Genomic DNA, 15,134 nt, shown 5'->3' with positions numbered 1-15,134 from the left:
GGGCCCGCCGCCCCCGCGCACCGGGCCCGAGGTCCTGCCTCGGGCCCGGCGCGTGCGGCTGGGGCGGGGTGCGGTCAGCCGATCCGCACCCGGTCCCGGTCGGCGCTGCCCCGGACCAGGTCCGTGCCCGCGAAGCGGGCCTTGACCACGTGCCGCCCGCGGCCGAGCGCGACCCGCAGGACCGTCGGCTCACCGGCGGTGACGCGGACGGTGCGCAGCAGCGCGCCGTTGTCGCGCAGCACGACCCGTCCCGTGGTGGGGACCGCGGGAACCTCCAGGTCGAGGACCAGGCGGGCGCGCTTGCCCACCGCCTTGGTGGCCTCGAGGTCCAGCTCCGAGACCGCCCTGGCCACGCGGACGTCGGCCGGGGCGCTGAGCACCGCCGGCGAGCCGGCGGCCGGGATGAACCGCGCGACGACCGAGGTGGTGCCCGGGGTCAGGCCCGCGACGGTCAGGCTGGCCGCCCCGTCGGTGGTCGGGCCGGAGGCGACGACCTCGTCGCCGACCAGGAGCTCGACGGTGCCGTCCGCCGGGGTCTCGTCGTCCCCGGCCGTGGTCACCTCGACGGTGGCGTCGCCCGGGTAGACCACGCGCTCGACCGGGGCGATGACCACGCTGCTGTCACCGGGGGCCACGACCGGCGCCCCCTCGGGCCCGGCCCACTGCAGGGCACGCGCGACCTGCGACAGACCGCCCTTGGGGTGCGTGCGGAAGAGCGGCGAGGTGCCGAAGACGAAGGTGCGCGACCCCGTCTCCTCGTCGACCGCGGACACGGCCGAGGCCGCGCCGGCCGCGCCGGCCGGGCCGTTGGTGGCGTCCGTGGCCCGCCAGTGGCCCGCGAGCAGCGGGTCGGCACCGTAGGTCTGCGCCGCCGTCGTGCTCCCACCCAGCGCGGCGTAGGAGAACGCCGGGTAGATGAACGCCGAGTCCTGGGCGTACGGCGCGAGCACCGAGCCCTCCGGCGTGTCCACGTCCACGATGCCGTTGCCCGACCGGTTGCCGGGGGTCACGGTCCCGTCGAGCAGGCCGATCCGCTTGGCGAAGGTGAAGACACCGTTCGAGGCGTCCCGCCCGGTGACGGACCCGCCGTCGGCCACGAACGCCTCCACGGCGCCCTCGGCCGCGGAGCCCACCGCGGGGTTGAACGTCCCGCCGACCCAGAGGACGTCGACGCCGTCGAGCAGCGTGGGATCGGCGTTGAGGCTGGTGACGCTCAGCGCGACGAGGTCGTCGAAGCCGAGCTCGGTCAGCGAGAGACGGTCGTCCTGGGTGCCGACGTAGCCGACGGTCAGGTCGCTGAGCGGCTTCGTTGTCTCCGCCGAGAGGGCCTCGAGGTCCTCGTCGGACGCGGCCTCGAGGGTGATCCCGAGGTCCTCGGCCGCGGCCGCGGCGACGTCGAAGCCGGAGACGTCGACCACGACGGAGCCGTCCTCGAGCATGACCACGGGCACGTCCTCCTCCAGGACCTCGTTCAGCAGCCGGTGGTCGGCCACGCCCGCGACGTCGAAGGTCGTGTAGGTCGCCTCGTCCGGGACGCTCGAGCCGCCCGGCACCGCGTCGATCGGCTCGACGTCACCGATCGGCGCCGGGTCCTCGGTCAGACCGACCTTGTCGACCGTCGCGCCCCACGTGTAGGAGTAGCTCCAGGCGGAGATGTCGTACATCGAGGGCACCTTCTCGGAGATGTCCTCCCCGAGGTCGAGCAGCGAGTTGGCCAGCCCGCGCAGCGGCTGGTGCATGTCGACGACGTACGAGCCGGCCGGGTAGTCCGTGCCGTCCACCGTCGTCGCGGACGTCAGCGTGCCGACCTCGACGTCGTGGGTCAGCAGCTGGTCGACGAGCCGGTCGGCGTCGCTCTCGGAGCGCTGCCCCTCGCCGACGGGGATGACGTAGGCGCGGGGCACCTCGATCGGGTCCTGGTCGTCGACGACGTCCCAGAGCGGCTTCCACTGGCTCGGTCCCGGCACCGCCGCGACGTCCTCGGTGGTCAGGTTGTCCTTGGCCTCGCCGGCCGCGCCGCGGCGGAAGGTCTCGATCTGGTTCGAGATCATGTCGCGCGCGGTGGTGCCGACGTTCATGTAGCCGACGATGCTCTCCATCGTCTGGTAGGCCACGTCGGTGTTCACCACGGCCCGCTCGGGCGTCTGGCGCCCACCGGCCGCACCCCGCGTCAGCGGCAGCTCGACGGTCGCCGAGGCGGCGCCGAAGAACGCGGCGTACTGCGCGGTGAAGATCGGCGGGAAGTCGTCCCAGCCGTCGGGGGTGTCGCGGTAGGGGATCTTGATGTGGGCGGTGTCGGGCCCGGTGTTGGCCGGCACGACCGCGCCGGTGGCGGTGTCGTAGTAGGTGTTGCCCGGGATGTCGGCCGCGACGACGTCCTTCTCCACCTTCAGCGCCAGCGCGTAGTTGTGCGGCATCGTCAGGTCGTACTCGTAGTTGGAGCCGTGCGGCGGGCCGCAGGGCTCCATCTGCAGGACGTTGGTGTAGCCGTGGAAGTCGGCGGCGTAGATCGGCTGGATGGCCTGCGCCTGGCGGATGAACGAGCGTGTCTCCGGGGTGGAGTTGGTGATCATGTCCCGGTTCGGGTCGAGCCCGAGCGCGGTGGCCCGCGTGGCGTTCGTCCGGCCGTCGGGGTTCAGCGAGGGCGAGAAGTAGATCCGGTTGTTGGCCAGGATCCCGCCGACCTCGCTCAGCGGCGCGGTGGCGAGGTGCTCGATGTAGTCCATCGCCGCGTCGGTGCCCTCCCACTCGTTGCCGTGGATGTTGTTGCTGATCCAGATCGGGGTCTTGTAGTCGCGCAGCAGCGCGGGATCGGCCGCCGCTGCCTCGGGGTCGGCCTTCATCTGGGTCTTCCACGCGGTCTGCCGCGCGGTCTCCTCGGCGGTCTCCGGCGCCGTCAGCGTCACCAGGTAGAGGTCGCGTCCCTCGGTGGACTGTCCGACCACCTGGACCGAGACCCGGTCGCTGCGCTGCATGAGCTCGGTCAGCCGCGGCGCGATCCGCGGGTGCGTGATCAGCTCGGCCGTCGCGGCGGCGTCGTCGGCGTTGTCGCGGTAGAACCGCAGCCGGGGCTGGTACGGGTAGGAGGTCGGCATGGCGATCGGGTCGCCGGCGACGGCCGACTCGGCCGCCTTCTGCGCCACCTGGGCACGGGTCGGCTCCTCCACCCGCGTCGCGGTGCCCGCGCCACGGCCGCCGCCGGTCGCGGCGGACGGGTCGGCGGGGCTGACGGCCCCGGGTCCGGAGGGTTCCGCGGAGGCGGTGGTGCCGGTGCTGACCAGCGCCGAGGTGGCGGCGAGCGCCACCCCGGTCACGCCGACGAGGGCGCGTGTTCTTCTCACTGAGGGACTCGTTTCGTCGTGGTGGGGAGGTGGGGCACCCCCCAGGCAGAGGGGAGAGGGACCCAGGAGTGGTCAGGGTGCCCGACGACGGCGGTCCTGCACCGTTCCGTAACGCAACATTTACGAGCCGGGTCGGTCGACGGTGCGGGCGGCCGCCCGCACCGACAGCTCTGGGCCGGGTGCCAGGAGGCCGAGCCACGTCGGCGGCACCACGACCGGCACGACCCCTTCCCAGCCCAGGCGGGCGCGGGCCCCGGCTCCGAGGACCGGCAGGGCGCGCCCCCGGTCGTCGACGAACCACCGCGCCCGCGGCCGCTCGGTGGTCGTGACCAGCGCGCCGGCACCGGGCCTCGTGACGGCGGAGGCGCCGGAGGGCTGCGCGGCCAGCCGGGTGACCGGGGCGGTCGGCGGGACGTCGGGGCGGCGCCCGGGGACACCCGGCTCGAGCAGCAGGCAGGTGGGCCCCCCGCGGACGGCCAGCGGCGGCAGCGTGGCGGCGGTCCCGGTCGGCACCAGCCCGAGCCAGGCCGACGGCACCGGCGTCGCGGTCGCCAGCGGCGGCGCACCGAGGGCGGCGAGGGTCGTCTCGGCCGCACCGGGGTCGGTCGGGAGCAGGTAGCGACGGACCCCGTCGCCGGCGTCGACGAGCAGCCAGGACGCGGTGCCGGCGGTGACCAGCACGGCCGTCGCGGCCCCCAGCGGCTCGGGCGGCCGGTCCGCGAGGACAGGGGCGGACGCGTCCGGACAGGCCGTCCAGGCGGTGGTCGCCAGGTCCGTCGGGCCCGGGACGACCGCGGGCGCGTCGGGGATGCCCACCGCCGGACCCGGGGCCCGCGCCGCCAGGGCGGCGAGCTCGGCCGCCGGGGCGGTCTGCGGCGCGACCGCACCGGCCTCGCCACCGGCCGGGAGGAGCAGGCGGGCGGAGACGGGGTTGAGCACCGCCCGCGCGACCAGGCCCTCCCCCGTCCCTCCGTCGTCCTCACCGACGTCGTCGAGGACGACGTAGGCGGCACCGGTCTCCGCCGCGACCGCCACCCCCACGCCCAGGTCGGGCGCCTCGACGGTCGCCGGGGCGGCGCCGACGCCCCGGGCCAGTCCGAGCACCGCGCTGCCGCCCACGAGCAGCACGGCCAGCAGCGCCCCGCCGAGGACCGCGCGCCCGGGTCGACGCGGCTCCTCGCCCCGCGCCGCCGTCGGACCCTCGACCAGCACGTGGGCCAGGCGGCGCCGCGACCACGCCTGCGCCTCGGCGAGCTCGCGGGTCGCGACCACGCTCACCCCCCGACGAGGTCGAGGAGGCCGGTCACCACGGCCAGCAGCGGGAGCAGCGCCACCGCGGTCGCGGTCTCCGCCAGGTCGCCGAGGCGGCGGGCGCCCACGGACGTCACCGGACCGAGGAGCAGCACGACCGGCACGGCGAGGACGAGCGCCGGCGCCGAGGCCACCCGCGCTGCGGGGTCGGTCGCCAGGAGCACCCCGACGACGCCCGCGAGCGCCACCGACCCGCACCCGAGGTCGGCGGCGACGAGCAGCGTCGCGTGGGAACGGCGAGCGCGCAGGAGCAGGTGGACGGCCAGCACCGCCGCCAGCACCGCCGCCGACCGCCCGGTGACGGCGAGCAGCGGCGCGGCGACGGCCAGCACGATCCCCACCCCGCCCGCCGTCCCGGCCAGCAGGTCGGCCGCGCGGGCGGTGTCGGTGCCCAGGTCGCCGCGGTCGGGGTCCCCGGCCCCGGCCCCGGCCCCGGCGGCCCCGTACGGGTCCACCAGCGGGTCACCGCCCCGCCCGACCACGGCGAGCGCCGCTGCGGGCACGGCGCCGCCGAGCAGGACCAGCCCGACGACCGCTCCGGCGACCAGGCCCTCCGGTGGCGCGGGGCCCCGGGCCAGCATCCCGAGGACGGTCAGCGTCGCGCCGGGCAGGGCCGCGGCCACCAGCAGGCCGCGGCGCCGGGTCAGGGCGGCGGCACCCGCCAGCGCCGTGACCACGACGGCGGCGCCGACGGGCGGGCCCGCCCGACCCAGCCAGGACCGCTCCGGCACGGGCGCACCGGTCGCAGCTGCGGCCGTGACTGCGACCGTGACTGCGGCCGTGACTGCGGCGGCCGCAGCCGCGGCGAGCAGGCAGGCCAGCACCACGGCCAGCACGGCGGTCGTCGCCGCCCGGGCCCGCCCCGACCGCGACGACCAGGCCGCGAGGGCCAGCAGCGTCAGGGCCCCGCCCGCACCGACCGCACCGCCCGCAGCCGGGTCCGGGTGGCCCACGACCCCGGCGGCCGCCACGAGCGCGAGCACGCACGAGGCCACCGGCCGCACGGCGTCGCGGTGGCGGCCCGTCCAGGGCGCGGCGCGGGCGACCTCGGCCCCGAGCGCTTCCGCCGGGTCGTCCGGCACCGGGGGCAGCGGAGCCGCGGAGGTGAGGACGAGCACGGCTCCCGCGCGGACCCCCTGGTCCTGGAGCGTCACCTCCGGGTCCAGCGGTCGCCCGCCGGGCAGGGCGAGGTGCCGGGTGGTGTCCGGGCTGGCGACGTCGGGGTCACGTCCCACCAGCTCCGGCAGGGGCTCGGCCACCGGGAGCCCGGCCGGGACCACGATGTCGGAGCGCCGACCCCCGACGAGCACCGTCACCCGCAGGGGGTCGGCATGCACCTCAGCGGCCGCCGTCGAACCGGGCCGCCCCGGCGCGGTCGCGGGCGGCGTACTCGGCGTTGGACTGCGACACCGCGCGCCCGGCCTCGTCGAGCACGGTGCGCATGTCGAGCATCGCCGCGTCCCACTGCCGCTTGGCGGTGTCGTAGGACTCGCGGGCCTCGCCGGTCCAGCCGGCCCGCAGCGGGGCCAGCTCGCTCTCGAGCTGGTCCAGCCGGGCGTCGATCTGGCGGACCTGCCGGCCGAGGTCGGCGGCCGCCTGGTCCAGCGCCGCGTGGTTGACGCGGATGGTGCCGTCTCCGAGGGTCATCTGCTGCTCCTGCCTGTGGTGGGTGAGGGTCGGGTCGGTGGTGGGTCGGTCGTGGCCGGTCGTGGGTCGGGTCGGCTCAACCGGCGAGCCGGCCGGCCATCGCGGCGTAGGTCGAGCCCTGCTGCTCGTCGGCTCCGACGACGTCGCGCTGGGTGACCCGCAGGGAGGCGTCGAAGCGGTCGAGGGCGGAGACCACGACGCGCTGGCGGTCGGTCCAGGTCTGGTGCAGCGCGACGAACGCCCCGGCCCCGCGGCCGAGCCACTGGCCCTGGAGGGCGGTGAGCTGGTCGGTGAGCTGGGCACTCATCCGGTCGAAGTCGGCGCGGCACGCACCGACCCGCTCGGCTGCGGCGGCGAGGGTGCCCTCGCCCTGGCTCATCTCTCCTGCGACGGACATGTCTGCTCCTCCCGGCGCGGGGCGCCGTGCGTGGTCGATGGGCGGGTCCTGTGCCGCACCCACTGTCGGGATACCCCGCGGGAGCCGTCCCAAACCCGATCCGGCGTTGTCCCCAGGGCCTGTGGAGGAGCCCGGCACGGGACCGGGCTCCGGTCCTACGCTCACGCCCGACGGGGTGGCAGGTCCCCGTGGAGGGAGCCAGGTGGCGAGCACCGTGCGAGAGCAGGAGCAGGTCGTACCGCGTCCCCCGCCGTCGGTCGCCCCGGCCGACGGCGCCGCCGGCGTGGCGATGAACGCGCTGCCGATGCTGGGCAGCGTCGGCTCGGTGGTGCTGCTCACCTCCACGTCCGTCGGCGGGTCCGGCCTGCTGCGGATGGTCGCGGGCGGGATGTTCGTGCTCACCACGCTGGGGTTCGTCGCGGTCCAGGTCGACCGGCAGCGCGCCCAGCGGGACCACCAGCGACGCGGCGCGCGCACCGCGTACCTGCGCCACCTGGCCCAGGTGCGCGGCCTGCTGCGGGAAGCCGCCACGCGTCAGCGGCGGCGGTCCTACACCACCCACCCCCACCCGGCCCAGGTGGCCGCGCGGATGGGGCCGCTGGCCGGCCACGCCGACCGTCGGCCTGCGGGTTGGAGCGCCGGGCGCGGGGAGCCGCTCCTGGTGCGCTGGGGGTGCGGGCGCGGCGAGCCCGACCTCGTCCCGGCCGCCCCGCCCGAGCCGGAGCGCGACGTCGACCCCGTCGCGGGCGACGCCCTGCGGCGGCTGCTCGTGGCCCACCGCGACGTGCCCGCGCTGCCGCTGCTGCTGGACCTCGTCGCGACCCCGCGGCTGTGCGTGGTCGGCGTCGACGCCGCGTCCGTGGTCACCGCCCTGCTGGTCTCGGCCACGCACGCCCTCCCGCCGGGGCGGCTGCGCGTGGTGGTCCTCGCGGACCCCGGACGGCTCGCCGCGTGGGAGTGGGTCAAGTGGCTCCCGCACGCCGCGGACCCCGGGACCCGCGACGCGACCGGGCCGGTCCCGCTCGTCCTCACCGCCTCGGCCGACCCGGCGGCCGACCTCGCGCGCGCGGCCTCCGCTCGCGGCGGGGGCCAGGACCCCCACGTGCTGGTGGTCCTGGACCTCACGACACCGCCCGCCGCACTGCCGGCGCCGGTCCCCGGGGTCACCCTGGTGCTCCCGCTGGAGCGCGACCCGGGGTCGCCGCACGACCGGGTCCTCCTCGCCCCGGACCGGGCCCAGGACCAGGCCCAGGACCTGGCCCAGGACCGGTACGTCCGCGGGCACGCCGCGGAGGTGCGGGGGCAGGCGGACCGGTGCGGGCCGGCTGCGGCCGAGGCGGCGGCGCGCCGGCTCGCGCCGTACGGGTCCGGACCGTCGGGTCCTGCCGTCGACCCCGGTGCCCCCGACCCGGTGCTCGCGGCGCTGGGCCTGCCGGTGCCCGACCCTCCAGCGAACCCCTGGCGGCCCCGTGCCGCCACCGACCGGTTGCGGGTGGCGGTCGGGACCGACCCGCTCGGACGTCCGGTCCACCTCGACCTCAAGGAGGCCGCGCACGGCGGCAGCGGTCCGCACGGTCTCGTGGTCGGGGCCACCGGGTCCGGCAAGTCCGAGCTGCTGCGCACCCTCGTGCTCGGCCTGGCCGCCACGCACTCCCCGGGCGACCTCAACCTGGTGCTGGTCGACTACAAGGGCGGCGCGACGTTCACGGGGCTGGCGGCGCTGCCGCACACCTCGGCCCTGATCACGAACCTCGCCGACGAGGCGGTGCTCGTCGAGCGGATGGGCGACGCGCTGTCCGGGGAGCTCCGGCGGCGTCAGGAGCTGCTCCGCGCCACGGGGCCCTTCACCTCCCGGCACGACCTCGAGGTCGCCCGTGCCGCCTCCGCCGACCCGGCCGCGCTGCCCCGGCTGCCCTCGCTCCTCGTGGTGGTCGACGAGTTCTCCGAGCTGCTCACCGCCGAGCCGGCCTTCGTCGACCTCTTCGGGGCCATCGGTCGCCTGGGCCGCTCGCTGGGCGTGCACCTGCTGCTGGCCTCGCAGCGGCTCGACGAGGGACGCCTGCGCGGGCTCGAGTCGCACCTGTCCTACCGCGTCGGCCTGCGCACCTTCAGCGCCGCCGAGTCACGCGCGGTGCTGGGCGTGCCGGACGCGGCGTCGCTGCCCGCCGTGCCCGGCGCCGGCTACCTGCGGACCGGGCCGGAGACGCTGGTGCGCTTCACCGGGGCGTACGTCTCCGGGCCGGTCACCGTCGGGCGTCCGCGCACGGCGCCCGCGCCGGTGGTCCTGCCGTTCGACGGGCCCTTCGACGGGCCGTCCGGCGGACCGGCGGCCACGACCACGCCCGCCTCCCCGGACCCGGGTCCGGGACCGCCGCGCCCGGCCGGGCCCACGCTGCTCGAGTCCGTCGTGGACCGGCTGACCGGGCTCGGCCCGCCCGCGCACCAGGTCTGGCTGCCGCCGCTCGACGCCCCGCCCGCCCTCGGCGACCTCCTCCTCGCCCGGCCGGACGACGCCGGGCCCGCCCTGGTCCCGCTCGGCGTGCTGGACCGCCCGCGCGAGCAGCGCCGTGAGCCCCTGCTCGTCGACCTCGCCGTCGCCGGGGGCCACCTCTTGGTCGTCGGCGGCCCCCGCAGCGGCACCAGCACGCTGCTGCGCACCGCGGTGACCGCACTGGCGCTGACCACCGACCCGACGCACGCCCACGTCCACGTCCTGGACCTCGGCGGCGGTGCGCTGACGCCGCTGTCCGCGCTCCCGCACGTGGCCGCCGTGGCCACCCGCGCCGAGCCCGAGGTGGTCCGGCGGCTCCTCAGGGAGCTGCGTCGCAGCCTGGACGAGCGCGAGGCCGCGGGTGCTCGTACGACCTCGCGCCCCCGCCTGGTGCTCGTCGTCGACGGGTGGGGCTCGCTGCGCGACGGCGACGGCGCGTGGGAGCAGGAGGTGACCTCCCTGGCGGCGCGCGGGCCCGGCCTGGGGCTCCACGTCCTGGCGGCGGCGACCCGGTGGGCCGACCTGAGGGCGTCGGCGCGCGACCTGTTCGGACACCGGGTCGAGTTGCGCCTGGGCGACCCGCTCGACTCCGAGATCGACCGCCGCGCCGCCGCGCGGGTACCGACCGGTCGGCCCGGGCACGGGCTCGGCCCGAGCGGCCACCGCCTGCTCGTCGCGCTGCCGGTGGCCTCGGCCCGCGAGGTCGGGGCCGCGACCCGGGACGCCGCGGAGGTGGCGCTGCGCGACCGCGTCACCGCCGCGTGGCCCGGGGCGGGCGCACCCGCCCTCCGGCTCCTGCCGGCCCGGGTCCCGTTGACGGAGGTACGGCGGGCGGCGGGCCCCCGGACCGACCGGCTGTGGCTCGGGGTCGACGAGGACCGGCTGGCCCCGGTCGGCCTCGACCCCGCGACCGAGCCGCACCTGCTCGTCCTCGGCGACGGCGGGTCCGGGCGCACCGGCGTGCTGCGCACGCTCGCGCTCGAGGTGGTCCGGACCCGCACGCCGGCGGAGGCGCAGCTGCTGGTCCTCGACCCCCGCCGCACCCTGCTCGGCACCCTGCCGGGGCCGCACCTGCTCGACCACGCCGGCGACGAGGAGCACGCCCGCGCCGCGGTCGCGGACCTCGCCTCCTTCCTGCGCACCCGCCTGCCCGGGCGCGACGTGGGCCCCGCGTCGTTGCGGCGCCGCGACTGGTGGCGCGGGGCGGAGGTCTGGGTGCTCGTCGACGACCACGAGCTGCTCGCGCCGGCGTCGCGGACCGGCTCCCCGCTCGACCCCCTGGTCGCGCTGCTGCCCCGGGGGCGCGACGTCGGCCTCCACCTCGTCGTCGCCCGACGCGCCGGCGGCGCGGCCCGCGCCGCGCACGACCCGCTGGTCCAGGGCCTGCGTGACCTCGGGGGCGCCGGGCTGCTGCTGTCGGCGAGCCCGGAGGAGGGCAGCCTGCTCGGGCTGCGACCGGCGTACGCCCCGCCGGGTCGGGCACGCCTGGTCTCGGCGGCACGGCCGGCCACCGTGGTCCAGACCGCCTGGACCGACCCTCCCCAGGTGTGACCCGCACGACGCCCCGCACTGTCATCGTTGGATCGTTACAAGAAACCCCCGGGCCGCCACACGCCCGTAACCCGGAGTCAACATCCCGGCGACGAACCGCAGGCATCGTCAGACACGCACCGACGCTCCAGCCCTCGCTGCTCACCGTGCAGCGACCACCCGATCGAATCCCCACACCCCGGGAGGCACCATGTCCAGCAGGCCCACCACGCCCGTCACCCCGCTCGCCGCGCCGGCCGTCGCCCACGACGACACCGCCGAGTCCCGCGACCAGCGCGTGATCGACCAGCGCGCCCGGTTCCGCACCCGCCACGCCCGGGCCCTGACCGACCTGATGGGTCAGCGCGACGACCTGCGCGGCGTGCACGCGCTCGCCGACCTGGTCGACGACGCCGTCCGCTGGACCGCCTGACCCACCCCCCGGGGGCCCGGCCGGACCCCCCACGGCCCCTCCAGGACGCGGGTCGGCGCGCAGGTCACAGTCCTGTTGCGCCCGGGCGCAGCGCCCTGGCAGGGGGGTCGGCCGTGGTTATAGTCACCGCGTGATCTTCAAGCGGGTGGGCGAGGGCAGGCCCTACCCCGACCACGGGCTGACGTCGCGCTCGTGGGCCTCGGTGCCGCCGCGCCAGGTCCGCCTCGACGAGCTGGTGACGATCAAGGACACTCTCCAGCTGGCCACCCTGCTCGACGAGGACTCGACCTTCTACGGAGACCTCTTCGCCCACGTCGTCGCCTGGCGCGACGAGCTGTACCTCGAGGACGGGCTGCACCGCGCGCTGCGCGCCGCGTTGCAGCAGCGCCACGTGCTCCACGCCCGCGTGCACCACCTGGAGGCCTGACCAGTGGGACCCCGTCTGCGCACCGCCCTGACCATGCTCGTGCTCCTCGCGGTGGTGCTCGGCGCCGCGGCCTGGGGCTGGACCAGGTTGACCTCCCCGGTCGGCGAGGCGGCCAGCGGCCCGTGCACCGACACCGAGCTCGCGGCCGGCGACCGGGTGACCACCGACCAGGTCGTGGTCACCGTGCTCAACGCCGGCTCCCGCTCCGGCCTGGCCGGCCGGGTCACCAACGACCTCGTCGACCAGGGCTTCGTCGAGGGCCGGTCGACGAACGCACCCAGCGGCACCGAGGTGACCCGGGTCCAGATCTGGACCGACTCCCCCCGCAGCCCCGAGGTACGTCTGGTGCGCAGCTACCTGGGGAACGTCAATGTCGTGCGCCGCGACGCGGTCGGCGAGGGCGTCACCGTGGTCGTCGGCGACAACTTCGAGGAGCTCAGCGACGGCCGGGCCAGGGTGGGCGTCCGCGAGGACACCACCGCCTGCCTCGCGGGCTGACGCCCGCCGCACGGGGCCGGGGCGCCGGGGACGACCGGGGGCCCGGGGGCCCGGGGGCCGAGCTGTCGTACGGGCGGCAGACCGCTCACGGACGCCGGTCGCGGTCGTCCTCACCGAGCCATTGGGCCAGCCGCCCGCCCTGGCTGACCTGGCGCAACCGCCGCTCGGTCTGCTCGCGCTGCCGGCGCGGGCAGACCACCAGCAGGTCGTCGCCGTGCCGCAGCACCGTGCGCGGGTCGGGCACCAGCGTGTGGCCGTCGCGGACGACCATCGAGATGGAGGACTCGGGCGGCAGCCGCAGCTCACCGACCTCGACGCCGTGCAGGCGCGAGCGCGGGCTGATCGTGATCTGCAGCAGGTCGGCCGCGACCCGCTCCAGGGGCGCGGCCTCGACGTCGAGGTCGCGCGGCTCGAGCGGCCGGGTGACGCCGAGCCAGCGGGCCACGAGCGGCAGGGTCGGGCCCGTGAGCAGGGTGTAGGCCACGACCAGGACGAAGACCACGTCGAAGAGGTCGTCGGCCCCCGACACCCCCTCCGAGAGCGGGATCGTGGCGAGCACGATCGGCACCGCCCCGCGCAGCCCGGCCCACGACATGAAGGACACCTCGCGCCACGGCATCGGCTGCACGACCGTGGAGACCAGCACGGAGACCGGCCGGGCGACCACCGTGAGCACGAGCCCGGCGACCAGGGCCATCACGACCGTGGACCAGGTGATCCGACCCGGGGAGAGCAGCAGCCCGAGCATCACGAAGAGCCCGATCTGGGCCAGCCAGGCCACGCCCTCGGCGAACGAGCGCGTCGTGCCGCGGTGCGGCAGCTCGGCGTTGCCGAGCACGAGGGCGGCGACGTAGACGGCCGCGAAGCCGCTGCCGTGCAGGGCGGCGGCCGCGCCGTAGGCCAGCAGCGTGAACGTGAGGACCGCGAGCGGGTAGAGCCCGGAGGACGGCAGCGCGGCCCGACGCAGCGACCAGGCGCCCACGAAGCCGACCGCCAGACCGACCGCGAGACCGAGCGCGAGCTCGCCGAGCACGATGGCCACGATCACCGGGACGCCGTGGTCGGCCACCGCGCCGGTGGAGATCAGCGTGACCAGGACGACCGTGGGGGCGTCGTTGAGGCCCGACTCCGCCTCGAGGCTGCCGACCAGACGGCGCGGCAGCGGCACGACGCGCAGCACCGAGAAGACCGCGGCGGCGTCGGTCGGCGACGTGACGGCCCCCAGCAGGATCGCCAGCTCCCAGGGCAGCCCGAGCAGGTAGTGGGCCGCGACGGCGACGACCAGCACCGAGACCGCGACGCCGATCGTGGCCAGGGACAGCCCCAGGCGCATCGAGGGACGTACCTCGTCCCACTTCGTGGTCAGCCCGCCCTCGGCCAGGATCAGCGCGAGCGCGGCGAAGCCGAGGGCGTGGGCGAGCTGGGCGTCCTCGAAGCCGATGCCCAGCCCGGACTCGCCGAGGGCGACCCCCATCAGGAGGTAGACCAGCAGGCTGGGCAGGCCGGCGCGCGAGGACAGGCGTACGGCCAGGATGGCCAGGAGCGTGACGGCCGAGCCGACCAGCAGGAAGCTGTCGAGCTGCTCGACGTCGAAGCTCATCTCACCTCGGCGGGGGCTGGAGGGCGCGGACCCGCAGCCTACCGTCGCCCGTCAGCGGGCGAGGTCGTGCACGAACTCCGTGAGCTGGGCCAGGTTGCGGCACTCGACCATGGGCACGATCGCGCCGTACGCCGACGCGGCGCTGTCGCCGGTGTCCCAGTGCCGGCGGCGCTCGGGGTTGAGCCAGTGCGCGTGCCGGGCAGTCCCGGCGAGGTCGCGGACCACGTCCAGCGCGAGGTCGCCGTGGTTGGAGCGGGCGTCGCCGAGGACGAGCAGCGAGCTGCGGGAGGTCACGGCGTCGGCGTGCTCGGAGGCGAAGCGGCTCAGCGCCCGGCCGTAGTGCGTACGCCCCCAGGTGGCGGCCTTGTCGGTGTCGGCGGCGAGCGCGGTCATCGTGTCGACCAGGTCCCCGCCGGGGGTGAAGTGGTGGGTGACCTCGTGCACGGTGTCGACGAACGTGAACGCCCGGACCGCGGTGAACTGCTCGCGCAGCGCGAAGACCAGCATCAGCGTGAAGCGGGCGAACGACGCGACCGACCCGCTGACGTCGCAGAGCACCACCAGCTCGGTGCGGTGCGGGCGGCGCGGCTTGTGGTGGGTCACCAGCGGCACGCCGCCGGTCGACATCGAGGCGCGCACCGTCCGCCGCACGTCGAGCGGCCCGCGCCGTCGGGCGTGCTGCTCCTGGGTGAGCCGCGAGGCCAGCCGGCGCGCCAGCGGGTAGATCTCGCGGCGCAGCTCGTCGAGGTCGGCACGCCGGGCGGTGGTCAGGTCGAGCCGGTCGAGCGAGGGGCGTACGGCGACGTCCGCCACGTGCTCGGCCCCCTTCTCCTCGGCGATCCGTCGGCGGGCGTCGTCCTCCACGCGGCGGGTGAAGTCGCCGACCCGGCGCCCGGCGCGACGCTCGGCGGCCTCGCCGTCGAGGCCGCCCCCGACCAGACCCTCGGCGATCCGGCCGACGAGGTCGGCCGGGGAGACCCGCTGCAGCGCCGTGTAGGCCGACCACGACGACAGCCCGGGCCCGCGGCCCGGCATCGCACCGAAGCGGCCCAGCGCCTCGGCCGCCAGCGCGGCCAGGGCCTGCTCGTCCCCCGAGGTGAGCGCGGCGGCCAGCCGCTCGCGCAGGTCGGCGAGCGCGGCGGCGCCGTCGCGGGAGGTCGGCTCGGCGCCCGCCGCCTCCGCGTCGGCGGCGGCACGCTCCTGCTCGGCGACCCCGCCGCCGATCATCCGGGGGAACCACAGGTCGAAGAGCGTGTCGAAGGTCGGTCGGTGGCCCAGCCGCTTCACCAGGGTCGCGGCGTACGTCGCCCGTACGGTCTCCCGGTCGTGCCAGCCGACCGCGCCGAGCGCGGCGACGGCGTCGAGGTCCTCGGCCAGCGAGACCGGCAGACCGGCCCCGCGCAGCGCCTCCAGGAAGGAGAGGTGGCGCGCGAGCAGCCCCGACCCGGAGGTCACGGCC

Annotated in this window: 11 protein-coding genes; 4 read left to right on the top strand and 7 right to left on the bottom strand. The window is 76.8% G+C overall.

Annotated features, from left to right (window positions below):
• Positions 1-74: 74 nt before the first annotated feature.
• From ENKNEFLB_RS01835 to ENKNEFLB_RS01815, 5 genes are all read right to left on the bottom strand, one after another.
• On the bottom strand, positions 75-3,341 hold the full coding sequence (locus ENKNEFLB_RS01835; RefSeq protein ID WP_214057643.1) for a M14 family metallopeptidase: 3,267 nt from the start codon (positions 3,339-3,341) through the stop codon (positions 75-77).
• Positions 3,342-3,461: 120 nt separating this feature from the next.
• Entirely contained in the window at positions 3,462-4,619 is a 1,158-nt protein-coding gene (locus tag ENKNEFLB_RS01830) for a type VII secretion protein EccB (protein ID WP_214057642.1), read from the bottom strand.
• Entirely contained in the window at positions 4,616-5,989 is a 1,374-nt protein-coding gene (locus ENKNEFLB_RS01825; protein WP_214057641.1) for an EsaB/YukD family protein, read from the bottom strand. The genes ENKNEFLB_RS01830 and ENKNEFLB_RS01825 overlap by 4 nt, the downstream gene beginning before the upstream one ends.
• Position 5,990: 1 nt before the next feature.
• Positions 5,991-6,299: a WXG100 family type VII secretion target gene (locus ENKNEFLB_RS01820; RefSeq protein WP_160006072.1), complete on the bottom strand. Its 309-nt coding sequence runs from the start codon at positions 6,297-6,299 to the stop codon at positions 5,991-5,993.
• Positions 6,300-6,375: 76 nt separating this feature from the next.
• Entirely contained in the window at positions 6,376-6,696 is a 321-nt protein-coding gene (locus tag ENKNEFLB_RS01815) for a WXG100 family type VII secretion target (RefSeq protein ID WP_214057640.1), read from the bottom strand.
• A 202-nt stretch (positions 6,697-6,898) separates the two neighbouring features.
• Here ENKNEFLB_RS01815 and eccCb point away from each other — a divergent pair, with 202 nt between their 5' ends.
• The 4 genes from eccCb to ENKNEFLB_RS01795 all read left to right on the top strand — a co-directional run bounded on the left by eccCb (position 6,899) and on the right by ENKNEFLB_RS01795 (position 12,075).
• Positions 6,899-10,738 carry a type VII secretion protein EccCb gene (eccCb, locus tag ENKNEFLB_RS01810; RefSeq protein WP_246535784.1) on the top strand — a complete coding sequence of 1,280 codons (3,840 nt, stop codon included), beginning with the start codon at positions 6,899-6,901 and terminating at the stop codon, positions 10,736-10,738.
• A 190-nt stretch (positions 10,739-10,928) separates the two neighbouring features.
• Complete coding sequence (locus ENKNEFLB_RS01805) at positions 10,929-11,150, top strand: hypothetical protein (RefSeq protein ID WP_214059693.1); 222 nt, start codon at positions 10,929-10,931, stop codon at positions 11,148-11,150.
• 130 nt (positions 11,151-11,280) lie between these two features.
• On the top strand, positions 11,281-11,577 hold the full coding sequence (locus ENKNEFLB_RS01800; protein WP_214057639.1) for a type II toxin-antitoxin system VapB family antitoxin: 297 nt from the start codon (positions 11,281-11,283) through the stop codon (positions 11,575-11,577).
• Between the two features lie 3 nt (positions 11,578-11,580).
• The gene (locus ENKNEFLB_RS01795) at positions 11,581-12,075 is read left to right on the top strand and encodes a LytR C-terminal domain-containing protein (RefSeq protein ID WP_214057638.1); all 495 of its coding nucleotides are present in this window, start codon (positions 11,581-11,583) and stop codon (positions 12,073-12,075) included.
• 85 nt (positions 12,076-12,160) lie between these two features.
• Here the strand turns inward: ENKNEFLB_RS01795 and ENKNEFLB_RS01790 are convergent, their stop codons facing one another.
• Together ENKNEFLB_RS01790 and ENKNEFLB_RS01785 are read right to left on the bottom strand one after the other, a co-directional pair.
• Positions 12,161-13,675 (bottom strand): potassium/proton antiporter, encoded by a 1,515-nt coding sequence (locus tag ENKNEFLB_RS01790; RefSeq protein WP_214057637.1) that lies wholly within the window; start codon positions 13,673-13,675, stop codon positions 12,161-12,163.
• Between the two features lie 51 nt (positions 13,676-13,726).
• Entirely contained in the window at positions 13,727-15,130 is a 1,404-nt protein-coding gene (locus ENKNEFLB_RS01785; protein WP_246535783.1) for a vWA domain-containing protein, read from the bottom strand.
• Between the last annotated feature and the right edge of the window lie 4 nt (positions 15,131-15,134).

It is taken from the genome of Nocardioides aquaticus (assembly GCF_018459925.1).
In the GTDB taxonomy this organism is placed as follows: Bacteria; Actinomycetota; Actinomycetes; order Propionibacteriales; family Nocardioidaceae; genus Nocardioides; species Nocardioides aquaticus.
The sequence above is the reverse complement of the archived record's forward strand: the minus strand, read 5'-3'. Positions and strand labels throughout refer to the sequence as shown.